Source organism: Rhodococcoides trifolii (assembly GCF_014635345.1).
Taxonomy (GTDB): Bacteria; Actinomycetota; Actinomycetes; order Mycobacteriales; family Mycobacteriaceae; genus Rhodococcoides; species Rhodococcoides trifolii.
Genome location: NZ_BMCU01000001.1, coordinates 1,322,449 through 1,345,319, shown reverse-complemented (window position 1 = coordinate 1,345,319; position 22,871 = coordinate 1,322,449). Strand labels below are relative to the sequence as shown.

Here is a 22,871-nt window from a genome sequence, read left to right as displayed (position 1 = left end):
CGCTCACGAACGCTGAGCGCGCCGGCCGTCGTGTCGATCGGTCAGGAGGTTGCCGCCAAGGTCCTGTTCCGTCGCACGCTGCTCATCAACGACAGGCCGATGAGCACCACGCCCACCAGACCCGTGATGATGTCGTTGATCTCGACTCCGATGGAGACCAGCAGGATGACAGACAGTGCGCCGATGGCCCAGTGCGCACCGTGTTCGAGGTACACGTACTCGGAGAGGGTTCCCTTGCGCACCAGGTAGACCGTCAGCGATCGGACGAAGAGAGCGCCCACGAAGCCGAGACCCAACGCGATGATGATCGGGTCGGCGGTGATGGCGAACGCTCCGATGACACCGTCGAAGCTGAACGACGCGTCGAGCACTTCCAGATAGAGGAAGAGGAAGAACCCGGCCTTGCCGGTGGCTTTCGCCAGTTCGGAGGGCCCGTCACCGTCGCCGGTGTCGAAGAACTCACCGAGCCCGTTGACGGCGATATACGTGACCATGCCGAGCACACCCGCGACCATGACGGTCGACACCTTGTCCTCGGGCGCGAGGAATTCGGCGGTCAGCACCAGGGCGATTCCCGCGACGACCACCGCCAGCATGTCGAGCTTTCCCGCCTTCGCGAGCGGCTTCTCGACGAAGGACAGCCAGGTGATGTCCCGCTCCTCGAAGACGAAGCCCAGGAAGAGCATCAGCAGGAACATGCCACCGAACGCGGCGATCTGCGGGTGCGCGTCCGTCAGCAGAGTCTCGTAACTGGGGCTGCCGTCCGGGAAGGTCGCGGCGCCGTCCGCCGGTGGATTGAGCGCAAGATCCAGTGCGGCAACGGGTCCGAGACCCGACGCCGCCCAGACGATGACGAGCGGGAACACCAGGCGCATGCCGAAGACCGCGATCAGCACGCCGACGGTGAGGAAGATCTTCTGCCAGAAGTCGCTCATCCGTTGCAGCACAGTCGCATTGATGACCGCGTTGTCGAAGGAGAGCGAAATCTCCAGCACGCCCAGGATCAACACGAGGACCGCTGCCTGCGGTCCTCCGTAGACGAACCCCACGACGACGGCGAGCACGGTGAACACGATGGACATGCCGAAGATGCGGAGCACCATTGTCGAAGAACCCTTTTGTCGGTTTTGCCCGAATTACCCTGCGGGGGTGTCTTTTCAGACGTTGATCCCGTAGTCACGGACAATACCGGCGAGGCCGGAGACGTATCCCTGCCCTATCGCCCGGAATTTCCATTCGCCGCCGCGTCGGTAGATTTCGCCGAACACCATCGCGGTCTCGGTCGACGCATCCTCGGACAGATCGAACCGGGCAATCTCCTTGCCGTCGTTCTGGTTCACCACGCGAATGAACGCGTTCACCACCTGTCCGAAGTTCTGCCGTTGCGCATCGGCGTCGTGAATGGAGACGGGGAACACGATCGAATCGACCTCGGGTGAGAGCGCGCGGAGGTCGATGTTGATCACCTCGTCGTCACCGTCGCCCTCACCGGTCCGATTGTCGCCGGTGTGTTCGATCGCTCCGTCGGGGGACTTCAGGTTGTTGTAGAAGACGAACCACAGGTCTCCGAGGGCCTTCTTCGACGGGTTCAGACCGATCGCGCTGGCGTCGAGGTCGTAGTCGCCGCCGCTGGTGGAGCGCACATCCCACCCGAGCCCGACGCTGACCGCGGTCATGTCCGGCGCTTCCTTGCTCAACGAGACGTTGCCACCTTTGGCGAGGGTCACTGCCATGCCGCACCTCTTCCGTGTTTGCCGAGTCCTCACCACTGTGCCCGATGAGACCACTGGGCCCGATGAGACCACTGTGCCCGATGAATTTCCGCTTCGCTTCCAGTCACAACGTCATGACTATCCAACATGTCCTTGCTGTGGTGCCGGTCAGTGATATCGACGCGGCGCGCTCGTTCTACGCGCAACTGTTCGGCCGCGACGCCGACAACAATCCGATGCCGAGCCTGGTCGAATGGCAGGTCTTGCCACAGGCGTGGGTGCAGGTGACGGTCGACGAGAACCGCGCCGGCCGGGGCCAGCTCAACCTGGCCGTGGACGACCTGGACACGCATCTCCGTGAGGTCGGAATGAGCGGCGAGATCGTGGAGGCGAACAAGGGCGTTCGGCTCTGCACGGTCTCGGATCCCGACGGGAACCAGATCACGTTCCTCGGCGGATTCCGCGTCGAGTACTAGAGGCTCTCCACCACCCACCACGCCGCATACGGGGGCACCCACACCATCCCGTCCGCGTCGGTCGTCGGATCGTGCTGCGAGAGCACCTCACGCGGCTCGAACACCGCATAGTCGTCGAATCGGTACCGCGGGAACGGGAGCGGCCGCGTGGTCACGTTGAACAGGCCGACGAGGGTCCCACTCGGATGGCGCCGGACAACGGCAAGCAGCCCGTCGGGGGCGTCGGTCAGCACTTCCACGGGCGCTTCGGCGTGCAGCATCGGCAGATCGGCGCGGATCCGGGCGATGTGGGCGAGGCCGTCGAACACGCGGCCCGCGTCGGTCCCCGGTTCGAGCCGTCGGGCGCGGTCGGCGTCGGTGACACGTGGGCGGTGCACCCACCGGTTGTCGCCGGAGTGGCCGTCTTCCGACGCCCAGTCTGGATCACCGAGGTGGCCGATCTCGTCGCCGCTCCACACGACCGGCATCCCGCCCCAGACCGCAATGATCGCGTGCGCGAGGAACAGTCGCGCCAGAGCGTGGTCCCGGTCGGTCCGCAGTCCGGCCAGCGCCGCGGCAGCACCGCTGATCCGACGGTCCCCGGTCTCCCGGTTGTGTTGAAAGACAAGCCCTTCGGCCCAGGACCCGTCGAACTCGCCCGAGTACCAGTCGGCCAGGAAGCTGCGGTGCCCGAACCCGGACACCCCCACGGCCGCGGCGTCGGCGTCGTCGATGGCCCACCCGATGTCGTCGTGACAGCGGACGTACGTGACCCAGGTGCCGCTCGGCGGGGTCGGCGGCAGCGACGACAGTGCGTGCACCGCCAGATCGGTCCGCCCGGTGGCCAGCATCGACCACACCTGCACCATGAGGCTGTTGTGGTAGGCGATGTCGGACACTCGCCCCGTGTGTCGACCGGCTCCGAGATACGGCAGCAACTCGCGTGGGCCGACGATGGCCTCGGCCTTGAACAACACCGCGGGCGCCGCCAACCGAGCAGTGGCCCGCAGCGCCTGCGTGATGGCGTGCACCTCGGGCTGGTTCTGGCAATTGGTTCCGAGCCGCTTCCAGAGGAACGCGATGGCGTCGAGGCGCAACACCTCGACACCGAGATTCGCGAGATGCATGACGATGTCGGCGAATTCGACGAGAACCGCTGGATTGGCCCAGTTCAGGTCCCATTGCCACTCGTTGAACGTCGTCCAGACCCATTCGTTCAGATCGGGGTCGAGAGTGAAACTCCCCGGCGCGAAATCGGGAAAGACCTCGGGGAGAGTGCGCTCGTACGCATCGGGTGTCGTCCGGTCCGGATAGAGCAGGAAATAGTCACGGCGCGCGGCGTCACCCGCACGCGCCTCGACAGCCCACTCGTGTTCACGCGCTACATGATTGAGTACGAGGTCGATGACCGGACTGATACCACGCTCGCGAAGCTTCGAGCACAGATCGGACAGGTCGTCGTTCGTGCCGAGATCCGAGCGGACGGTGCGGTAGTCCATGACGGCGTACCCGCCGTCGTTGTCTCCCGGCCGCGGCGTCAGCAGAGGCATCAGATGCAGGTACGTGACGCCGAGATCGGTGAGGTGGTCGAGTCGATCGCCCACTCCGGCGAGGGTGCCGCCGTAGCGATCGACGTAGCAGGCGTACCCGAACATGTCGGGCCGCTGGAACCAGTCGGGGCGAAGCAGTCGGCGCTCGTCGAGGCGGTGCAGGTCTGCCGGTCGGGCGACGAACCCGTGCGCTGCGACGGACACCAATCGCAGCGCGACGTGGTCGGGGTCGGGATACAGCGCGGTGACGGCATCGTGCAGGTCGGGCCACCATCGCTCGAGCCGCAACTCGAACGACTTGCGCTGATGGACCGGGGCATCGGCAAGGATGTCGCGCACTGCGTCGTACACCGCGTCGGGAGTTGCCATGAAGCGATCATTTCACGGGTCGACGTGCCAGAGTATGGGCCATGACCGAGAACGCTGCCTGGCCCGCACTTCCCGTCGAAAACTGGATCGCCACCCGCGACACCGTTCACCTGTGGACTCAGATCGTCGGGAAGGTGCGCCTCGCGCTGGCCCCGGACGTCAACCACTGGTGGGGCGTCCCCCTCTACGTCGACGCCACGGGGCTGACGACCTCACTGATGCCCTACAAGTCCATCGGCATCGAGATACGTATGGATTTCCGCGCGCACACCCTGACCATCCTGACGACGGACGGTCGATCACGCAGCATGGTGCTCGCGCCGCGCACCGTGGCCGACTTCTACGCCGAATTCCGTTCGCTGCTGGCCGATCTCGACATCGACGTGGCCATCAATCCCGTTCCGGTCGAACTGGTACACGCAATCCCATTCGAGGACGACACCGAACACGCGAGCTACGACGCCGACGCCATGACGGATTTCTGGACGTCGTTGGTCAGTGCGCATCGCGTGTTCTCCGACTTCCGCGGACGCTTCCGTGGAAAGGCGAGCCCGGTGCACTTCTTCTGGGGCGCTTTCGATCTGGCCGTCACGCGCTTTTCCGGACGGAAAGCCGAGCCGCACCCCGGTGGCATCCCCAACTGCCCGGACTGGGTGATGACCGAGGCGTACAGCGACGAGGTCTCGAGCTGCGGCTACTGGCCGGGTGGCGCGGACGAGGGCGTCTTCTACTCGTACGCGTACCCGTCGCCGATCGGGTTCGACGCGCGCACCATCACCCCCGACGCTGCTTTCTACGACAATGCGCTCGGTGAATACGTGCTTCCCTACGCCGAAGTCCGCGCGGCGGCCGACCCGGATGCGCTCCTGATGGAGTTCCTCGAATCGACCTACCGCGTGGCCGCCGAACTCGGTGAGTGGTCGGACGCGGTGATCTTCTAGTCGAAGATGCGGCGTAGGACATTGGTGTCGGCAAGGTCGACCAGCTCGTCCGCGCGCCCGGACAGAATCGTCCGAATGCCGTAGAGGGTGAAGCCTTTTGCCTGTTCCAAGGTGATCTTGGGCGGAATGGACAGCTCCTGCGCCGCGGTGACGACGTCGATCACGGCCGGCCCGTCGTACGCGAACGCCTCGGTGAGAGCGGCCTCGAGATCCTGCGGCTTCTCCACCCGCCGACCGAACATCCCCAGCGCCCTGGCGACCGCACCGAAGTCGGGGTTCTTCAGATCGGTGCCGTAGTTGACGATGCCGGCGGCCTTCATCTCCAGCTCGACGAAGTTCAGCGACGAGTTGTCGAAAATGATCACCTTGACCGGTAACCCGCTCTGCATCAACGTGATCAGCTCACCGAAGCCCATGGTCAGTCCACCGTCACCGGCGAACGCCACCACCTGTCGGCCCGGCTGCGCCGTCTGCGCTCCGATGGCCAGCGGCAGCGCGCAGGCCATCGAGCCGTGGTTGAAGGATCCGAGGAGTCGGCGCTTGCCGTTCATCGTGAGGTACCGCGCGGCCCACACGACGGGCGAGCCGACGTCGACGGTGAAGACCGCGTCGTCGTCGGCGAGCTCGTTTGCCAAGCGCGCCAAATACTCCGGCCGTATGGGGGTGCGGTGTCGATCGTCGACGGCGAAGGAATCGAGGTTCTTTCGTGTCTTGCGGTAGTGCTTCAGGGACTTGTCCAGATGTTCCCGGTCGGTCTTCGCGTGGATGCGCGGCAGCAGCGCGTCGACGGTGTCGGCCACGGTCCCGACGAGACCGACGTCCAACGTTGCTCTGCGGCCTAGATTCTGCCCGCGGATGTCCACCTGGATGATCTTCGCGTCGTCGGGGTAGAAGTTGCGGTAGGGAAAGTCGGTGCCCAGCATCAGCAGTACATCGGCGTGGGAGATGGCGCGGTATCCCGAGGCGAAGCCGAGCAGACCCGTCATACCGACGTCGTACGGATTGTCGTATTCCACATGCTCTTTGCCGCGCAGGGCGTGCACTACCGGGGCGTTGAGCGCACCGGCGATGTCGAGCAACTGCTGGTGCGCTCCGGCCACACCGGCGCCGGCCAGAATCGTGATGTTGCTGCCCGCGTTCAGGATCGAGGCAGCGTGATCGAGCGACGCGTCGTCGGGGCGTACGTGCGAGGTGGTGGCGCGGATGGCCGGCGTCGCCTTCTTCTGCTCGGCGTGCGCGAGGAAGATTTCGCCCGGCACCACCACGACCGCGACGCCGCGCTCCTCGATGGCGGCGCGCATCGCCATGGCGAGAACATGCTCGGCCATGTCGGGGTCGCTGACCAGTTCGCAGAAGACGCTGCATTCCTGAAACAGGCTCTGCGGGTGCGTTTCCTGAAAATACTGCGACCCGATCTCGCTGCGCGGAATGTGGGCGGCGATCGCCAGGACCGGCACGCGGCTGCGGTGCGCGTCGAACAACCCGTTGATCAAATGCAAGTTGCCGGGTCCGCAACTACCGGCACACACCGCGAGTTCGCCCGTGATCGCGGCGTCACCGGCGGCGGCGAACGCTGCGGTCTCCTCGTTGCGGACGTGCTGCCACGTCATGCCCTCGTGCCGACGGATCGCGTCGGTGAAGCCGTTCAGTGAATCTCCGGGAAGACCGTAGACGTGGGTCACGCCACTCTCGGTCAGGGTCTGGACGTAATGGTCTGCGACGGTTGCCATGGCCGACAGTATGCGGCAGATCAGCGCCGGAAGCGCCGCGGAATGGGCAGCCAGCCGTCCTCGATCGCTCGTTTGTACAGATCTGTCTTCGTCGGCGCGGGACGCCCCACCGCGCTGTACTTGGCGCGGATTCGCCCGACGTACGCGTTGACGGTCTCCGTCGACAGCTCCGTCTGCGCGGCCACCCGACTGGTCGGCTCCCCCGCCGCGTACAGCTCCAGGACCTGACGCAACCTCGGCGGAAGATCGACGAAGTCCTCGTCGGAATCGATGGCCGCGGCCCAGTCCATCGTGGCGAACTGCTCCCCCGCCGCCGCGCACCGGATGGCGTCGACGATCTCCGACGGGCGCGCCGACTTCCGCAGCACCCCGAGCACACCCGCGGCGGCGGCCTGACGCACCAGGTAGGGCTCGTCTCCCGAGGTGTACACCAGTGTCTTCATCCCGGCATCGCGCAGGCGTTCGACGTTCGCTCGCGGGGAGGAACCGTCGGCCAGTCGGAGGTCGAGCACCACCAGGTCCAGGTCGTCGACTTCGGTCAGTAGCTCGGCCACGGTCTCCGCGCCGGCCACGACCGACATGTCCTCGTGCTCGTCGGCGATCGACGCGAGGCCCCGAACGATCGAGTGATGGTCGTCGACGACCCCGATCCGCAGTACCCGCGCGCCCAGTTCCTGTCGGTGCATCCGGTGATTCTGTCGCACCCTTCACGCTCTCGCCTAGTGTCGTGGGCGATGACCTCTTCTCTGCCTCGCCTCTCCGTCACCGCACCCACCGCAATCAAGCGGACCTTCACCGGTGACAGCTACTCCCGCGGCGACGCGTACGCCCGCGCCGGTCGGGTGTCCGCGTTGGAGTGGGACGGGACGTCGCTGCGCGCCCGAGTGCGTGGGCAGCGCGCGGTGCCGTACGAGACTCGCGTGGACGTGATCGTCGAGAACGACGCGTTCACCGGGATCGCCCGCACCTCGTGCTCGTGCCCGATGCAGGTTCGCTGCAAGCACGCCGCGGCCGTCGTGCTGCACGCCATCCGCTCGGCGGTCACCACCGCTCCCGCGCCGTCGCACTGGACCAAGGTCCTCGAACCGCTTGTCGACGAGGACAGCGAGCAGCCCCATCTGGCCTTGCAGCTCTCGTTGGCGACGACCAAGGAGCACGCCGGCTCGGTCCGTCTTCTCGCCCGTCCGCTGCGACGGGGACGCACCGGCGCATGGGCCACCACGGGCATCGCGTGGGACCGAATGCCGTACTCGCAGGAACGCGGTTTCGCCGAGCAACTCGAGATTCTCGAGGAGCTCTACTCGCTGCATCTGGTGAAGTCGCGTGCAGGGCGCTCACGCTATTCGTATCAACAGATCGGCAACCTCGACCTCGGCGATCTGCCCGGCCGGTCGATGTGGAGCGTGTTGGACAGTGCGCACGACGCTGGATTGCCACTGATGCACGCCACGCGCACGCTGGGCGACATCCCGCCCATCGAGACTGCCACCTTCGAAGTCGATGTGGTGTCCCATGATTCGGGTTCGCTGACCGTCACGGGGCGCACCGCGGTGGACGACGCGACCCTCCCCAGCTCGGCGTTCTCGTTCGTCGGTGACGACGGCACGGGTCTGGTCCACTGGGACCCGTCGACGACGGACGAGCTCGCGAAACGCCCGTTTCGATTGGCCCGCATGTCCACTCCCGTTCCGTCGGCGCTGATCTCGATCGCGACGACGGAGGGTGGGCTGATGGTCCCGCGCGAGGACCGCGACTCCTTCTCCTCTCGCTACCTACCCGCCATCAGACGGACGACGTCGGTGGTCTCGTCTGATTCGTCGTTCCGCGAGCCCGTGATCACCGGTCCTGCACTGGATCTGGTGATGACCTACACCCCCGGGCACCGGGTGACGGTGTCGGGACAGTGGCACTACACCATCGATACCGTGCCGATGTACGTCTCGACCGAACGTGCACCCGTCGCCGACGCGAACCGAAACACCTCCGCCGAACTCGCGCTGCTCACCGCCGTCGCGGACATTCTCGACGTCCCGTCGCTCGGTGGCATGCTGCGATCGTTCGTGCGAACGGGTTTCGATGCAGCGCAGTTGATTTCGCACGGAGTTCCCGCGTTGGACGCGATCGACGGTGTCACGGTGATCGTGACCGGGGAGCCGCCGTCCTTCGAGGACGTCAGCGACGACGTGGCGATCTCGGTGAGCACCAGTTCGATCAAGGGCAGCAACGACTGGTTCGACCTCGGCATCGACGTCGTGGTCGACGGAACCAGCGTGCCCGTGGCCGAGGTCATTTCGGGAATTGCGCGCGGTGATTCGCACCTCATCCTGAACGACGGTCGGTACTTCGATCTCGCGTCGGAGCACTTGACGCGATTGCGTGCCCTGGTCGAGGAGGCGCGCTCGCTGCAGGATGCGCCCGGTAACTCGTTGCGCTTGAGCCGGTTTCAGGTCGGGCTGTGGGACGAGTTCGCCGCACTCGGTGTCGTGACCTCACAGGCGGAAGCCTGGCAGGCGCAGGTGTCGGGGCTGCTGACGCTCGACGAGGTGGAGCCGGTGAAGCCGCCACTGGGGCTGGATGCCACGCTGCGCACCTATCAGCTCGAAGGGTTGACCTGGCTCTCGTTCGTCTACAACCACGGTCTCGGCGGAATTCTGGCCGACGACATGGGACTCGGCAAGACCATTCAGACGTTGGCCCTCGTTCAGACGCTCTCGGAGACGTCGACGTTGGCGTCTCCGTTCCTGATCGTCGCGCCCACCAGCGTCGTGCACAACTGGGCGCGCGAAGCTGCCACCTTCACCCCCGGCCTGCGTGTGGTCACCGCGTCGGAGACGATGGCCCGGCGCGGGCAGAGCGTCGCCGACATCACCGAGGGCGCCGACATCGTCGTCACTTCGTACACCATTTTTCGCATCGATTTCGACGACTTCGATTCCCGCACATGGTCGGGACTCGTCTTGGACGAAGCGCAGTCGGTCAAGAACCACCAGGGCAAGTCGTATCAGTGTGCGCGTCGGCTGGACACGCCGTTCAAGCTGGCCATCACCGGTACACCCATGGAGAACAGCGTCATGGAGTTGTGGTCGTTGCTGTCCATCACGTCACCCGGGTTGTTCCCGTCGCCTAAGGTGTTTACGGACATGTACCGCCGACCGATCGAAAACGACGGTGACAGTGACGTTCTCGCTCGTCTGCGTCGACGGATACGGCCGCTCGTCATGCGCCGCACCAAGGAGTTCGTCGCCACCGATCTGCCCCCGAAGCAGGAAGTGACCGTCGAAGTCGATCTGAACCCGGCGCACCAACGGCTCTACGACGTCACGTTCAACCGCGAGCGGCAGAAGATCCTCGGACTGCTGGGCGAGCTGGACAAGAATCGCTTCACCATTCTGACGTCGTTGACCTTGCTGCGCCAACTGGCTCTGGACCCTGTCCTGATCGACCCTGCCCACTACGATATTCCGAGCTCCAAGACGGACGAACTCGTCGATCAACTGGAAGAGGTCATCGCCGGTGGGCACCGGGCGCTGGTGTTCAGCCAGTTCACCAGCTATCTGACGCGCGTGCGAGAGCGGTTGTCCGACAGCGGCATCGAGACCGAATACCTCGACGGTCGCACCCGCAACCGCGGGTCGGTCATCGAACGATTCCGCGAGGGTTCGGCGCCGGTCTTCCTGATCTCGTTGAAGGCAGGCGGTGTCGGTTTGACCCTCACCGAAGCCGACTACTGCTTCGTCCTCGACCCCTGGTGGAACCCCGCCACCGAGGCGCAGGCCGTCGACCGAACCCACCGCATCGGCCAGACGAAGACCGTGTTCGTGAACCGCTACGTCGCGCGCGGGACCATCGAGGAGAAGGTGATGGCCCTGAAGGAGAAGAAGGCGGCCCTCTTCCGCAGCGTCATGGACGACGGGGCGGCCTTCGGGTCGAGCCTGTCGGCGGACGATATTCGGGGGTTGGTGGAGTAGTTCTCGCGAGGGCTCGGCGTATCCGTTCGATGACGACGTCGGGTGTGTAGAGATCGGCCCACGTCCAGCGCACCACTTCCAACCCCAAGCCGCGCAACGCGTTCTCTCGCCGCTTCTCCGCCCACAGGACGTCGTCGGCATCTTTCCCCTGATACTTCATGCGCCCGTCGAACCCTCCAACTACGCGCTTCTTGATCAGAAAGTCGACTCGCACCATTCGACCTTCGCAGGGGAACTCATCCTGCAACGACGGTTCGAAGTCGGCCAACATCACCCTGCTTCTCGACTCGCCCACGCTTTCCGACCGCCGATCCATGAACGCAGCGACGCGGCGTGCCCTGCGATTGCCAGGGTGAGTGGGTCGGCGGTCCAGGCATTCTTCGATGTGTTCGCGGGTGAGGCCGAAGCGTCTGGCCGCGCAATCCGCGGCACAGACGGCTTCCTCGAACGGCACGGTGCGGGCGATATCGGCGATGGTGCGGGCGACGGAAGTGATGCGGAGTCCATCCTTCACGACTGTTTCGTCGTCGCTGTAGGGCGACGAGTGCACGTGGCGAGCACCTTCCAAGCGTCCGCCGGTACTCCGGTTTCTGGTGACGTGGACGTAATCGAGCGGGATGTTCCAGACGTCGATGCCGTGAACGACAGCCGCGGTCACGTGGCTCAGGACCGCAGCGTCGCTCGCAAGGACCGCTCGCGCAGTGAGTCTGTGCTGCGCGCTCGGCGTCAGGGCGTCGAACTCGGCGCGTTCGACGTAGACACCTCGGATCAGCTGTCGGTACGTGCCCGTCCGGCAGTAGCTCCTCAGTTCGGAATCGGTGACACCTCGGGCGATCGCATCGGCACGGCGGATGATTTCAGGCATCCCTCAGACTGGAACGGAGCCGTGGTTTCTCGCTGATCTTTATCCACAGGCAAGCGCACACGGGTTCTGTCGACCTCACACGGGTTTCGGCCGACTGGAAGGGGTGTGCGGTTTAGGAAACCCGTGTGCGCTCTCCCGCTGACGCAATGGCCACCGCACCCGCCGCCCCCCGCGGCCCCAGGTCCTGCAGTAAGCGCTTCGCCCGCTGGTACGCACCCCGCAGCCGCGGACTGGTGGCGAGCTCGCCGAAGACGGCACGGTTGTCGAGGAAGGCACCGGGGTTGTCGTGATCGGCCCAGGACAGTCGTCTGAGGTGGTCCGCGTCCGAGTCGACCATGGGCACCGACGCGCGGTCGTACACGTCGCACCACGCGGCCAGGACGAGAGCGATGTGATCGATAGATTGGTTGTGCGACAACCGATCTCGTAGGACCGGTACGACGAACTTCGCCATGCGGGTGGACGCGTCGACGATCTGCCGTTCCAGGGTGTCACGCAGCGCAGAGCTCGAAAACCGTTCTTGGAGTTGATCGATGTACTCGGACACGTCGATTCCCGGCACCGGACCGAGGGTGGGCGCGGCCTCTCGGCGCATGTAGGACTCGACGAAGGCCGACAGTTCGGGATCGGCCATCACGTCGTGCACGTGGGTGTGGCCGGCCAGGACACCCAGGTAACTCATCACCTGGTGTGAGGCGTTCAGCAGCCGCAGCTTCATGTGCTCGTACGGCAGCACGTCGTCGACCACCTGCACGCCGACGTCTTCGAAGGGCGGACGTCCGTCGGAGAACGAGTCTTCGAGAACCCACTGCGCGAACGATTCGGACCGCACGGGCCACTCGTCCTCGACTCCGAATTCGACGCGCAGATCGTCGACAACTCCGGGTGTCGTTGCAGGAGTGATGCGGTCGACCATCGAGCTGGGAAAGGCGACGTTCTCGTCTATCCAGGAGGCCAACTCGGGATCGTGGTGCCACGCGAAGCTGGTCAACGCGGTGCGGGCAACCGAGCCGTTGTGCGTGATGTTGTCGCACGACATCACCGTGAACGGCGCCATCCCGCGCGAGCGGCGCAGGGCCAATGCCGCAGTGAGATAGCCGAATACGCTGGTGGGTGGGGAGATGCTGGTGAGATCGTGCAGAACGTCGTCGTCGCGTGGGTCGAACTCACCGGTCGTATCGTCGACGCCGTACCCGGCTTCGGTGATGGTCAACGACACGATTCGCGTTGTCGGAGAGGCCAACAGCTCGATCACGGCTCGAGGATCGTCCGGTGCGAACACGTACCGGGTGATGGAACCGACCACGCGGGCGTTGCGTCGGCCGTCGGGGTCGACGGTCACCAGGGTGTAGAGGTTGTCCTGCGCGCGAAGAACGTCCCGCATCCGTGCGTCGCCGGGCAGCACTCCGACTCCGCACTCGGCCCAATCACCGTGCCCGGCGGCGAGCAACCGATCGACGTACATGGCCTGATGGGCTCGGTGGAATCCGCCAACTCCGAAATGCACGATGCCGCAGGGACGCTCGGCACGATAGGTAGGGACGGAGACCGTCGGTGACAGTTCGGCGAGCGTGTCTCGACGCAACTCGGTCATGGTCGGTCTCCTCGGTACAAAAGTGGAATACGGTGGCGCTTCCGAGAGTCAGGAAGCGCCACCGCAAGTATCAGCAGGCGGACTTGTAGATGTACTGCGCGCCTTCACCGTCGATGTTGTCGGCGGTTATCACGTGGAAACCGGTGGAGATGTCCTTGGTGACCTCGCCGCCGTCGATCGCGGCCTTGGCCTGCTCGATGCCGTCCTTGCCGATGGTGTCGGGCTGCTGGGCGATGAGCGCCTGGACCGTGCCTTCGCGGAGCTGCTTGACCTGCGCGGGGCCGGCGTCGAAGCCGACGATCTTGACCTGGTCCTGCTTACCGGCCTGACGGACGCCGGTTGCCGTTCCCTCAGCGGAGAACGTGTTGGTGGCGAACACACCGACGATGTCGGGGTCCTTGGCCAGTGCGGCAGAAACCAGCTTGGCCGCCTCGGCCGGATCGTTGTGGCTGTACTGCACGCCGAGGTAGTCGAACGAGGAGTTCTCCGCCGCAGCGTCCTCGAAGCCCTTGACGCGAGCGTCGACGGTGGAGACGCCGGGATCGGTGGAGATGATGAGAACCTTGCCGCCGTTCGGGTTCAGCGACTCGATGGCCTTGAACGCCTCGGCGCCGCCGCCCACGTTGTCGGACGAGATGGCCGAGGCGGCGATCGACGGATCGTCGAGAGTGGTGTCGACGAGGACGACCTTGATGCCGGCGTTCGCGGCGGCGGCGAGAGGTGCCTGCATTGCAGCAACATCCGTCGGGGCGATGAGGATGGCCGACGGACGCGATGCGACGACGGAGTCCACGATCGGCTTCTGCAGGGTGGGATCGAACTTCGCCGGGCCCTGGGTGTCGACGGTGAGGCCGGCATCCTTTGCCGCAGCTTCGATTCCGCACTGCATGCTGATGTAGAACTCGTCGCCGCTGACGCCCTGGATGAAGGCGATCTTGCCACTGCCGCTACCGGAGTCCGAAGAACATCCGGCGAGCATGACGGCGGACACGGACGCGACGGTCAGTGCGACGGCGGCCTTGCGAGATTTGATCATGTCTGTCTTTCTACTGAGGGGTGTTGGGTAAAGCTGTTTCACGAGAACGGCTATGGGCTTTTCGACCACAGCTTCTTCAACGAGTTGGGTGATTGCCCGCGGCTGGCTGCGTCCCTTCGACGCTGATCGAAGTAGACGGCGACGATCAGCACGGCACCGACAGCGACCTGCTGCCAGAACGGCTGCACGCCGATGATGACGAAGCCGTTCAGGAGAACGGCGGGAATGAAGAGTCCGATGACCGTTCCGAACATGGTTCCGACACCACCGAAGAGCGATGTTCCACCGATCACGACGGCCGCGATGACGTTCAGGTTGGTCTGCGACTGGCCGGCGATGGCCGTGGTGCCGTACTGGGAGAGCGAGAGGATTCCGGCGAGGCCCGCGAGAGCTCCGGACAATGCGTAGACCTTCACCAGGTGCAGATCGACCTTGATTCCGACGCGGCGAGCGGACTGCTCCTTGGAACCGACGGCGAAGGTGTAGAGACCGAACTTCGTGCGGTGCAGGATGATTCCGAATACAACGACGAAGATCAGGGCGATCACGGAGATGAGTGGAAGCGTGGTGGACGGAAGGTTGCCGTAGCCGATCGTGTCGACCAGTACCGGCGGGACGTCGCGGATGTCGACGCCGCCGGTGATCACCTGGGACAGTCCCAGTGCGCCGCCGAGCGTACCCAGCGTGACGATCAACGGAGGCACTTTCGCCTTACCGATGAGAAATCCGTTCAGCAGGCCCCAGGCAAGGCCGCACAGCACGGCGACGACGATGCCGACGGTGGCCACTCCCCACCCGTCACCACCGATGGCGCGCATGGCTTTTGCCGCAACCACCCCGGAGAAGACGAGCACGGATCCGACCGAGAGGTCGATGCCGCTGGTGACGATCACGAACGTCATACCGATTCCGAGGACCGCCAGGATCGAGACGTTCTGGATGATCTGACGGGCGTTGCCCCACTCGGGGAAGCTGTTCGGAGCCAGGATCGAGAACACGACGCAGATGGCGATCAAGACCAGCACGATCTGGAACACCTGGATGCGGGCGAGTTTTCCGAGGGAATCGGCGAGAGCGAACTTGTGCTTGGCCGGCCGGTCGCTCGGCTGCTTCGGCTCGAGCGAGGGCGAGATGGTCTGGTTGGTCATGACGTGGCTCCGACCGTTGCGCCGGTCATTGCGCCGACGAGTTCTTCCATGGACGTCTTCTTGGCTTCGAGGGTTGCCACGCGCTTTCCCATGCGCAGCACCTGAACTCGGTCTGCCACCTCCATCACGTGCGGCATGGAGTGGCTGATGAACACCACGGCGACGCCGTTGTCGGCGACGCGGCGGATCGTGTCGAGAACGTTGCGGGTCTGCACGACGCCGAGTGCGGCGGTCGGCTCGTCGAGGAACACGACGCCCTTGGCCCAGGCGACGGCACGGGCGATCGCGATGGCCTGTTGCTGTCCACCCGACATCGCGCCGACCGGGTCGGTCAGGCTGCGAACGGTGGCACCGAGCATGTCCAGCGCCGCCTGCGACTCCTTGCGCATCGTCGGTGCGTCCATGAAGCCGAGTCGACCCAGAATGCCCTTCGCCGGCTTTTCACGTCCGAGGAACATGTTCTGCGCGGCATTGAGGTGCGGAGCCAGTGCAAGGTCCTGGAACACCGTCTCGATTCCGAGGTCTGCTGCGGCAGTGGGGCTGTCGAGGTCGACGGGCGACCCGTTGAACAGGATCTCGCCCGAGTCGAGCGCGAGGCTGCCCGACAAGGCCTTGACCATGGTCGACTTACCGGCGCCGTTGTCGCCGATCAGAGCGACCACCTCACCGGGGTAGATGTCGAAGTCCGCGCCGTCGAGAGCACGCACGTTGCCGAAACTTCTCGTCAGCGCCCTCGCTTCCAGAATCGGTGTCTGCGGGGTTGTCATGCGAACTCCTTGCTGATGGCTGCGTTGCCGTGCGCCTCGCCTGAGGCTCGATGAAGACGAGTGTGACCTACGCGACTGCCGTTTGTCACTGTTTTCCGAAAATTCATGTCACCGGTGACATGACGCCGCGTCCTATGCGTCTCGAATCGGCCTGCACAGCAGGTCGAAATCGGCCTTCAACGTGGTATTTCGCCGATTCTCGTCTTCGATCGACGGCCCTGTTGTACCGTCCATGACACCGATGTCATCCACACTCCCCAAACCTCCCCATGACATCGGTGTCATCATCAGCGAAGAGAAGGTAGACAACCCATGACTCGGTTCGACGGCCGCACCATTCTGGTAACCGGCGCCAGCGGCGGCATCGGCTCCGCGACAGTACGGCGGCTGGTCGCCGACGGCGCCGACGTCATTGCGTCGGGCCAGTCGATGGACGCGTTGGACAAACTCGCTGCCGAGACCGGCGCGCGTCCGTTGCCTTTCGACCTCACCTCGGAGGACAGCGTCAAAGAGGCGCTCACCGGGCTGTCGCTGTACGGCGTCGTCAACTGCGGTGGGTTCGGCGGCGAAATCGCCACCCCGCAAGACACGGACATCTCGATCTTCGACAAGGTCATCAGCATCAACGCCCGCGGCAGTCTTCTCGTCATCAAGTACGCGGCGCCGGCGATGATCGAGGCCGGCGCGGGGTCCATCGTGAACGTGTCGAGTCAGGCCAGCCTGGTCGCACTTCCGGGGCACATCTCGTACGGCTCGTCCAAGGCCGCGCTCGACAACATCACCCGAGTCGCTGCACTCGAGCTCGGCGGACACGGTATTCGCGTCAACAGCGTGAACCCGACCGTCGTCATGACGGAGATGTCCGCGTTCTACTGGGGACGTCCCGAGATCGAGGAGCCCTTCCTCAAGCAGATGCCTCTGGGACGATGGGCCACGGAGAACGAAATCGCCGCGCCGATCGCATTCCTGCTCAGCGACGATGCATCGATGATCACGGGAGTCTCGTTGCCCATCGACGGTGGCTACACCTGCGCGTGACTGCCGACCGGTAGGGAAGTGAACAGATGACCACCATGCAAGACGTGGCCGCCCTGGCCAGGGTGAGCGCGAAGACGGTGTCACGGGTCTACAACGACGACCCACACGTCGATCCCGCGACCCGGGCTCGCGTCACCGCCGCATTGGAGTCGCTGAACTACGTCCCGAACACGATGGCGACGTCCTTCCGCACCGGTCAATCGGCGGCGATCGGCGTCGCCATTCCCGACATCGACGACCCCTTCTTCGCGTCCATCGCCCGCGCGATCGAGGTCCGTGCCCGCGAGGAGGACATGGCGGTCTTCGTGACCAGCCTGGGTCACGACGGCAGCCAGGAACAGTCGCTGGTCGAGTCCTTGCTTCGACGACAGTTGAGCGGGCTGATCATCGCGCCGATCGGAACCGACCACGGTTACCTCAAGCGCTGGATCGACAGAACCCCGACCGTGTTCGTCGACCGGGCGCCCGACGGCCTCACCGCGGACAGCTTTGTCGACGACGACCTCAGTGGTGCGGTCATGGCCACCGAGCACCTGATGGAGCTGGGGCACACGCGCATTGCCATCATCGGAGACAGTGCGTCCATCCCGACGAGCCGAAACCGGCTGGAAGGGTATCGCGACGCACTGGAGCGCGGCCGCATCGACTTCGACGAATCACTGGTCGTTCTCGGCGTTCTCAGCCGCGACGACGCCGCGGCGGCGCTGCGTCGACTCATGGCGTTGGACGATCCGCCGACTGCCCTCTTCCTGTCGAACGCAAGAGTGTCGATGTCGTGCGTGCCCGTCCTTCAGCAGATGAAGCTGTCCCACTTGGCATTCGTCGGCTTCGGAGACTTTCCACTCGCCGACGCCGTCTGCCCGCCGGTCACCGTGATCGATCAGAACCCGGCCGAACTGGGCAGGCAGGCAATCGAGCGGATCATCGGGCGGATCGAGAACCCCAACCGCCGGTACCGTCGACGAAATGTGCTTTCGGTCGACCTCGTCGTGCGCGAGTCATGCTCTCCGACAGAGCATCACAGCACCAGACGATAGCCGTCCCCCGCCTTCTCGAACCGAAGCGGCGACAGCGATTCGACGTAGAGATCCGCGTCGAGACCCTCGGGACCCGACGTCCCACCCACCGCCAGCACTGTGCATCCCGCTGCCTTCGCGGCCGTGACTCCGGCAGGCGCGTCCTCGATCACCAAGCACCGCGTCGGGTCGACACCCAACTTCGCCGCTCCCAGCAGAAATGGCTCGGGATCAGGCTTTCCCCTGGTGATGTCGGCCGACGTGACGACCCGCGTTGGTACCGGGACGCCACCTGCCGCCATCCGGGCGTGGGCGATGGGCGGTGAACCTGATGTGACAACAGCTTTCGCGGTGTCCGGCAACGAGTTCAGCAATTCGATCGCGCCTGGAATCGGAACGATATCGGAGACGTCGGTGGTCTCGAGCTCGGTCATGCGTACCAGTGCTGCCGCTGCTCGATCCGGATCCAGCACCAGTGCCAGTGATGCCGCAGCGGGCATGCCATGTCCGATCGCGTCGAGGTCGAAACCGAATTCGCGCGCCAACCGGTCCCAACTGCGGTGCACCGCAGCGGTCGAGTCGACCAAAGTGCCGTCGAGGTCGAACATGACTGCGTCGAAGGTTGCGGCGAAGATGTCGTTGCCGCGGTCGATCGGGGCAACGATGCCCAAATGCCGAAGCACGCGGAAAAGCTGCTGGTCCGTGCTCAGGGTGGCATCGACGCGCAGGTGGGGAACGGTCGGAACCGGCGCCGGTGCGTCGGGAGCGCGGTGCGCGTCCCGCGATTCACCACGTGCAGTCCGCCTGCAGTGCAGCAGTTCCGGGCTTCCATCGACGTAGACGACCGCGATATCTCCCAGTTCGGTCAGAGCATTCCAGTCGTCGCCGCCGGCGAGTTCGCGGGTGAACGGCGCTACCAGGATCGGAGACTGATCGAGGTCGATCAGCTCTCGGGCAATAGATCGCAGTGCCGCGTACCGACCGTCGCGGATCAGCTCGGTTCGCGGACCGGCAGTATTCCACTGCGGCCCTTCGAGGCGCTCGAGCAGTGGGTTGGTCGCGGTGTCGAGATCGAGCAACGGTCGCCTCAGTCTGCGCGCCAATGCCTTTCCGAGCGTGCTCTTTCCGCTGCCCGCGACACCGGCAACGACGATGGTGGACGCCGATTCGACAGTGCTCTGCATAGACGAAGGATACAAGACAACGTTGTCAGTCACCGGAGATCGCGTTGAGCACCCCTTGCAAGTAGCCGATCGCATACGCACGGCCTCGGCTGCAGTAGGCCTCAGGAGACGTGTCACCCCACGTCGCGATGTCGCCCACCATCGCCGGCACATGGTCGTCGATCATGAAACCGTCGAACCCGACCGACGCCAGACGCCTGATGACCCGCGCAGGATCGAAGTTCCCCTCGCCCAGGAAGCATTCGGAGAATCTGGGCACAGTCCCGGACACATCCCGGAAGTGAACGTAGAAGATCTGCCCCTTCGGCCCCAGAAGATCGATCACCTCGTTTATCGCGGGTTCACCACCCATCTCGGACACCGTTCCGAGACAGAAGTTCAGTCCCCACGACGGACTCCCGCCGGCGCGCCGTGCTGCCTCTGCGATCGCCGCCGGCGTGATGAAGATTCGTTCGGCGCCGCCGAGGGCGTCGCGTACCGGTGGATCGTCCGGATGCAGCGCGAGCCGCATCCCGACTTCCTCGGCCACCGGCAGTACGGCGTCGAGGAAGTACTGGTAGTTCTCCCACATCCGGTCGGCGTCGATGACCTCCTCGATGGGCGGAGCCGACGACAGTTTGTACCCGGCCAACGCGTTCCCTCGATGCGCATCCGCTGCATCGAACGACGTCACGCCGGCCCCACCCCGTCCGACTGCATTCATGTCGGTGCGCCAGACGTAGGTCGGAAGAAAATTGAAGCCGAGGAGCGAGTAGCCGGTGGCGGCCATGTTCCGAATGGTCCGATGGTAGTTCTCGATCTGCTCGTCTCGACCGTCGACTCCGCGCTGGATCTTCCAGAATTGTTCGGCTGGAACGTTTTCCAACCCTTCGATTGCGAGACCCGCACGATCGCACCGCTCGCGCAGCGCACGGAGCTCCGGGACTCCCCAGTACGGCGTGTCTCCCGCCAGGTTGCTGGGGGTGTGGAACTGAACGCTCGGCAAACCGAGCTGAACGGCGAATTGTGCGACGGTGTCGTCGAACTCGTCGATGTGCCCGAGTGAGAGGCGGATGGCCATGGAATCTGCTCCGTTACGCTTGAAAGTAGTGGGGATGTTCGCGCCGAAGCCGCGGCAGTTCGGCCGCAGCGCGGCGCAAGTGAACGCAGATGGTGTCTCGCCCGTCCGACGCCCGACCGTCCCGGAGCGCGTCGACGATGGCGGTGTGCTCGGCGATCAGATCTCGGGTCGTGTCGCGCTCGGGGAGTGTGAGTCGACGCAGTCGATCGAGGTCGACCTTCGAGCTTTGGCACACTTCCCACGCACCGGGAAATCCTGCCAATTCGAAGATCGTCCGATGCAGCTGCTCGTCACTGGCGAAGAACATCTCGTCGTCGCCCGCCTGAAAAGCTGTGTTCTGCTCGTCGAGCAAATACTCCAGCCGGTCCGTGGTGACGCCGTCTCGGGCACAGGCCGCCTCGAACGCTCCGAGTTCGAGATGTTCTCTGACGAACTGTGATTCGAGCACACCGGCCGCACTGATACGCGCAACCTGTGTCCCCACCTGTGGAATCACGTGCACAAGCCCGGCCGACACCAGTCGTGCCAGCGCTTCGCGTACCGGCGTTCGACTGACGCCGAACCGAGACGTCAGCGCACTCTCCGACAGTTCTCGACCGGGCGCCAGCCGCAGGTCCCGGATTGCCGCCATCAGTTCGTCGAAGACGAGATCGGAGGTACGCGCTCTACTCGCGTCTCGACGGATCGCGGGAAGCTCGAGCTCCGCGTCGGTGTTCACCGGTTTATAGTTGCACAGGTCACAACTTGTATGCAAGTATTCGAACCATGGCGGAGATGGTGAACAAGGTCGCTCTCGTGGTCGGCGGAACCAGCGGAATCGGCCGTGCGAGTGCAGAAGCCCTGCTCGCCGCCGGAGCGTCCGTTGCAGTGTGCGGCGTCGGCGACGACGTGACCCGATCCTGCGTCGAGAGTCTCGAGGTTGCGTACGGAGCGGACCGTGTGCACGGCAGCACCGTCGACGTGACCGACGAGGTGGGACTGAGCACGTTCGTGAATCAGTCCGCCGACCACTTCGGCGGACTGGACGTGCTCGTCTGCGCAGCCGGGATCCAGACGTACGGCAGCGCCGCCGACACCGATCTCGCAGCCTGGAAACGCACTTTCGACGTCAACCTGACCGGAGCGTTCCTCGCTGTCAAATACGCTGTTCCGCACCTCCGTTCGAGGCGCGGCGGTTCGATCGTGCTCGTGTCGTCGGTTCAGGGTTTCGCCTGTCAATCCGACGTTGCCGCCTACTCGACGAGCAAGGCCGCGCTCAATGCCCTGGTCCGCTCGATTGCCGTCGACGAAGCAGTGCACGGCATCCGGGCCAATGCCGTCTGCCCCGCGTCGGTCGACACCCCGATGCTGCGCGCCAGCGCACGGCAGTTCTCGGACGGAACGGATGCCGGCGAGCAGGCCGTCGTCGACCAATGGGGCGCAGCGCACCCACTGGGCCGCGTCGCACGCGCATCAGAGATCGGTGACGCCGTGGCTTATCTTGCGAGCGAACGGTCCAGCTTCATCACCGGGATCTCGTTGCCCGTGGACGGCGGACTGACCGCGAGACTCGCTGTGTCGCTGGCCGATCGGTGAGAATCGTCGAGTTCGTGGACGCCGACGCTCAGGTGGGCGAAGGTCCGTTCTGGGACGAGCGCGAGGCAATCCTGCACTGGGTGGACATCCCCCGCGGGCTCATCCACCGGACCGACGGCCACACCACGACGACTCATGTTCCGACCACCGTCGGCGCCGCGATTCCGCGCTCGTCCGGACCCGGTTACGTGGTCGCCATCGGCGAGGGTTTCGGCACTGTCGTGGGCGACGAACTCGAGGTCACGCACCCGATCCTTCCGAGAGACCACCGCATGAACGATGCCAAATGCGATGCGCGGGGGCGGCTGTGGGCCGGCAGTTGCCACCAACAGTTCTCGGCGGGAGCCGGCGTTCTGCACGTCCTCGACTCGGAGCTCGGCGTGCGCACGGCGGCCACGGGTTTCTCGCTTCCCAACGGTCTCGGCTGGAGTCCGGCGAACGACACGTTCTACCTTGTCGACAGTGTCGAACACACCGTGCACGCATGGGATTTCGATCTCGACACGGGAGCTGTCGACAACCAGCGCACTCTTGCCCGCTTCGAGGATGCCGACGGACTACCCGACGGTCTCTGCATCGACGAGGACGGCTGTATCTGGGTCGCGATGTGGGGAGGCGGCTCGGTGCGCCGGCTGTCGCCCGCGGGGGTCGAGCTGAGCCGTATCGATGTGCCAGTGCAGCAACCCAGTTCGTGCGCCTTTGCCGGGCCGGAGCTCGACGTCCTGATCGTCACGTCGGCCCGTGACGGACTGCAGTCCCCCTCACGAATCGACGGCTCCGTTCTGGCCGTCCACGAACTCGGCGCGCGCGGTGTTCCCGTCGCTCGCTACGCCGGATGAACCACACCACGAACAGAAAGTGAC

At 64.9% G+C, this 22,871-nt stretch carries 20 protein-coding genes; 7 read left to right on the top strand and 13 right to left on the bottom strand.

The features are described 5' to 3' along the window. Positions 1–41: 41 nt before the first annotated feature. Positions 42–1,103, bottom strand: a complete 1,062-nt coding sequence (locus IEW02_RS06315; protein WP_188543777.1) for a DUF475 domain-containing protein — start codon at positions 1,101–1,103, stop codon at positions 42–44. Between the two features lie 54 nt (positions 1,104–1,157). After that, positions 1,158–1,733: a TerD family protein gene (locus IEW02_RS06310; RefSeq protein ID WP_188543776.1), complete on the bottom strand. Its 576-nt coding sequence runs from the start codon at positions 1,731–1,733 to the stop codon at positions 1,158–1,160. 113 nt (positions 1,734–1,846) lie between these two features. Here IEW02_RS06310 and IEW02_RS06305 point away from each other — a divergent pair, with 113 nt between their 5' ends. Then, positions 1,847–2,188 carry a VOC family protein gene (locus tag IEW02_RS06305; RefSeq protein ID WP_188543775.1) on the top strand — a complete coding sequence of 114 codons (342 nt, stop codon included), beginning with the start codon at positions 1,847–1,849 and terminating at the stop codon, positions 2,186–2,188. On the opposite strand, the gene IEW02_RS06300 is transcribed toward IEW02_RS06305, so the two are convergent. Next, the gene (locus IEW02_RS06300) at positions 2,185–4,086 is read right to left on the bottom strand and encodes an alpha-amylase family protein (protein WP_188543774.1); all 1,902 of its coding nucleotides are present in this window, start codon (positions 4,084–4,086) and stop codon (positions 2,185–2,187) included. The genes IEW02_RS06305 and IEW02_RS06300 overlap by 4 nt on opposite strands. Before the next feature lie 41 nt (positions 4,087–4,127). On the opposite strand from IEW02_RS06300, the gene IEW02_RS06295 reads away from it, so the two are divergent. Further along, positions 4,128–5,027: a DUF5996 family protein gene (locus tag IEW02_RS06295; protein ID WP_188543773.1), complete on the top strand. Its 900-nt coding sequence runs from the start codon at positions 4,128–4,130 to the stop codon at positions 5,025–5,027. On the opposite strand, the gene poxB is transcribed toward IEW02_RS06295, so the two are convergent. Next, positions 5,024–6,757 carry a ubiquinone-dependent pyruvate dehydrogenase gene (gene poxB / locus IEW02_RS06290; RefSeq protein ID WP_188543772.1) on the bottom strand — a complete coding sequence of 578 codons (1,734 nt, stop codon included), beginning with the start codon at positions 6,755–6,757 and terminating at the stop codon, positions 5,024–5,026. The genes IEW02_RS06295 and poxB overlap by 4 nt on opposite strands. Positions 6,758–6,777: 20 nt before the next feature. Beyond that, positions 6,778–7,443: a response regulator transcription factor gene (locus IEW02_RS06285; RefSeq protein WP_188543771.1), complete on the bottom strand. Its 666-nt coding sequence runs from the start codon at positions 7,441–7,443 to the stop codon at positions 6,778–6,780. A 48-nt stretch (positions 7,444–7,491) separates the two neighbouring features. Here IEW02_RS06285 and IEW02_RS06280 point away from each other — a divergent pair, with 48 nt between their 5' ends. Continuing rightward, positions 7,492–10,725, top strand: coding sequence for a DEAD/DEAH box helicase (locus IEW02_RS06280; RefSeq protein ID WP_188543770.1), 3,234 nt, complete (start codon positions 7,492–7,494; stop codon positions 10,723–10,725). On the opposite strand, the gene IEW02_RS06275 is transcribed toward IEW02_RS06280, so the two are convergent. The 5 genes from IEW02_RS06275 to IEW02_RS06255 all read right to left on the bottom strand — a co-directional run bounded on the left by IEW02_RS06275 (position 10,658) and on the right by IEW02_RS06255 (position 16,135). Further along, complete coding sequence (locus IEW02_RS06275) at positions 10,658–11,590, bottom strand: type IV toxin-antitoxin system AbiEi family antitoxin domain-containing protein (protein ID WP_229745800.1); 933 nt, start codon at positions 11,588–11,590, stop codon at positions 10,658–10,660. The genes IEW02_RS06280 and IEW02_RS06275 overlap by 68 nt on opposite strands. 112 nt (positions 11,591–11,702) lie before the next feature. Then, on the bottom strand, positions 11,703–13,184 hold the full coding sequence (locus tag IEW02_RS06270; protein ID WP_188543769.1) for a mannitol dehydrogenase family protein: 1,482 nt from the start codon (positions 13,182–13,184) through the stop codon (positions 11,703–11,705). 70 nt (positions 13,185–13,254) lie between these two features. Then, on the bottom strand, positions 13,255–14,220 hold the full coding sequence (locus tag IEW02_RS06265) for an ABC transporter substrate-binding protein (RefSeq protein WP_188543768.1): 966 nt from the start codon (positions 14,218–14,220) through the stop codon (positions 13,255–13,257). Positions 14,221–14,270: 50 nt separating this feature from the next. Beyond that, positions 14,271–15,368 (bottom strand): ABC transporter permease, encoded by a 1,098-nt coding sequence (locus tag IEW02_RS06260; protein ID WP_188543767.1) that lies wholly within the window; start codon positions 15,366–15,368, stop codon positions 14,271–14,273. Then, entirely contained in the window at positions 15,365–16,135 is a 771-nt protein-coding gene (locus tag IEW02_RS06255; RefSeq protein ID WP_188543766.1) for an ATP-binding cassette domain-containing protein, read from the bottom strand. Before IEW02_RS06255 ends, IEW02_RS06260 begins: the two co-directional genes overlap by 4 nt. 312 nt (positions 16,136–16,447) lie before the next feature. On the opposite strand from IEW02_RS06255, the gene IEW02_RS06250 reads away from it, so the two are divergent. Continuing rightward, entirely contained in the window at positions 16,448–17,173 is a 726-nt protein-coding gene (locus tag IEW02_RS06250) for an SDR family oxidoreductase (RefSeq protein WP_188543765.1), read from the top strand. 26 nt (positions 17,174–17,199) lie between these two features. Then, positions 17,200–18,210: a LacI family DNA-binding transcriptional regulator gene (locus IEW02_RS06245; RefSeq protein WP_188543764.1), complete on the top strand. Its 1,011-nt coding sequence runs from the start codon at positions 17,200–17,202 to the stop codon at positions 18,208–18,210. Here IEW02_RS06245 and IEW02_RS06240 read toward each other — a convergent pair. Genes IEW02_RS06240 through IEW02_RS06230 form a run of 3 tightly spaced genes read right to left on the bottom strand, consistent with a single transcriptional unit; the run spans position 18,192 to position 21,151 of the window. After that, positions 18,192–19,373, bottom strand: coding sequence for an HAD-IA family hydrolase (locus IEW02_RS06240; RefSeq protein WP_188543763.1), 1,182 nt, complete (start codon positions 19,371–19,373; stop codon positions 18,192–18,194). The genes IEW02_RS06245 and IEW02_RS06240 overlap by 19 nt on opposite strands. Positions 19,374–19,398: 25 nt before the next feature. Beyond that, entirely contained in the window at positions 19,399–20,433 is a 1,035-nt protein-coding gene (locus tag IEW02_RS06235) for a mannonate dehydratase (protein WP_188543762.1), read from the bottom strand. A 13-nt stretch (positions 20,434–20,446) separates the two neighbouring features. Continuing rightward, complete coding sequence (locus IEW02_RS06230) at positions 20,447–21,151, bottom strand: GntR family transcriptional regulator (RefSeq protein WP_229745799.1); 705 nt, start codon at positions 21,149–21,151, stop codon at positions 20,447–20,449. 47 nt (positions 21,152–21,198) lie between these two features. Here IEW02_RS06230 and IEW02_RS06225 point away from each other — a divergent pair, with 47 nt between their 5' ends. Both IEW02_RS06225 and IEW02_RS06220 read left to right on the top strand, forming a co-directional pair. Beyond that, a complete protein-coding gene (locus tag IEW02_RS06225) occupies positions 21,199–22,008 on the top strand; it encodes an SDR family NAD(P)-dependent oxidoreductase (RefSeq protein WP_188543761.1) in 810 nt (269 codons plus the stop codon). Between the two features lie 14 nt (positions 22,009–22,022). After that, the gene (locus tag IEW02_RS06220) at positions 22,023–22,847 is read left to right on the top strand and encodes an SMP-30/gluconolactonase/LRE family protein (RefSeq protein WP_188543760.1); all 825 of its coding nucleotides are present in this window, start codon (positions 22,023–22,025) and stop codon (positions 22,845–22,847) included. The last annotated feature ends 24 nt before the right edge of the window (positions 22,848–22,871 follow it).

What these genes read in the sequence shown, in the direction of transcription:
- IEW02_RS06300 (WP_188543774.1), bottom strand. Translation starts at nt 4,086, where the DNA reads ATGGCAACTCCCGACGCGGTGTACGACGCAGTGCGCGACATCCTTGCC.
- IEW02_RS06265 (WP_188543768.1), bottom strand. Translation starts at nt 14,220, where the DNA reads ATGATCAAATCTCGCAAGGCCGCCGTCGCACTGACCGTCGCGTCCGTG.
- IEW02_RS06315 (WP_188543777.1), bottom strand. Translation starts at nt 1,103, where the DNA reads ATGGTGCTCCGCATCTTCGGCATGTCCATCGTGTTCACCGTGCTCGCC.
- IEW02_RS06260 (WP_188543767.1), bottom strand. Translation starts at nt 15,368, where the DNA reads ATGACCAACCAGACCATCTCGCCCTCGCTCGAGCCGAAGCAGCCGAGC.
- IEW02_RS06250 (WP_188543765.1), top strand. Translation starts at nt 16,448, where the DNA reads ATGACTCGGTTCGACGGCCGCACCATTCTGGTAACCGGCGCCAGCGGC.
- IEW02_RS06295 (WP_188543773.1), top strand. Translation starts at nt 4,128, where the DNA reads ATGACCGAGAACGCTGCCTGGCCCGCACTTCCCGTCGAAAACTGGATC.
- IEW02_RS06270 (WP_188543769.1), bottom strand. Translation starts at nt 13,184, where the DNA reads ATGACCGAGTTGCGTCGAGACACGCTCGCCGAACTGTCACCGACGGTC.
- IEW02_RS06255 (WP_188543766.1), bottom strand. Translation starts at nt 16,135, where the DNA reads ATGACAACCCCGCAGACACCGATTCTGGAAGCGAGGGCGCTGACGAGA.
- IEW02_RS06305 (WP_188543775.1), top strand. Translation starts at nt 1,847, where the DNA reads ATGACTATCCAACATGTCCTTGCTGTGGTGCCGGTCAGTGATATCGAC.
- IEW02_RS06280 (WP_188543770.1), top strand. Translation starts at nt 7,492, where the DNA reads ATGACCTCTTCTCTGCCTCGCCTCTCCGTCACCGCACCCACCGCAATC.
- IEW02_RS06275 (WP_229745800.1), bottom strand. Translation starts at nt 11,590, where the DNA reads ATGCCTGAAATCATCCGCCGTGCCGATGCGATCGCCCGAGGTGTCACC.
- IEW02_RS06240 (WP_188543763.1), bottom strand. Translation starts at nt 19,373, where the DNA reads ATGCAGAGCACTGTCGAATCGGCGTCCACCATCGTCGTTGCCGGTGTC.
- IEW02_RS06285 (WP_188543771.1), bottom strand. Translation starts at nt 7,443, where the DNA reads ATGCACCGACAGGAACTGGGCGCGCGGGTACTGCGGATCGGGGTCGTC.
- IEW02_RS06235 (WP_188543762.1), bottom strand. Translation starts at nt 20,433, where the DNA reads ATGGCCATCCGCCTCTCACTCGGGCACATCGACGAGTTCGACGACACC.
- IEW02_RS06310 (WP_188543776.1), bottom strand. Translation starts at nt 1,733, where the DNA reads ATGGCAGTGACCCTCGCCAAAGGTGGCAACGTCTCGTTGAGCAAGGAA.
- IEW02_RS06225 (WP_188543761.1), top strand. Translation starts at nt 21,199, where the DNA reads ATGGCGGAGATGGTGAACAAGGTCGCTCTCGTGGTCGGCGGAACCAGC.
- IEW02_RS06245 (WP_188543764.1), top strand. Translation starts at nt 17,200, where the DNA reads ATGACCACCATGCAAGACGTGGCCGCCCTGGCCAGGGTGAGCGCGAAG.
- poxB (WP_188543772.1), bottom strand. Translation starts at nt 6,757, where the DNA reads ATGGCAACCGTCGCAGACCATTACGTCCAGACCCTGACCGAGAGTGGC.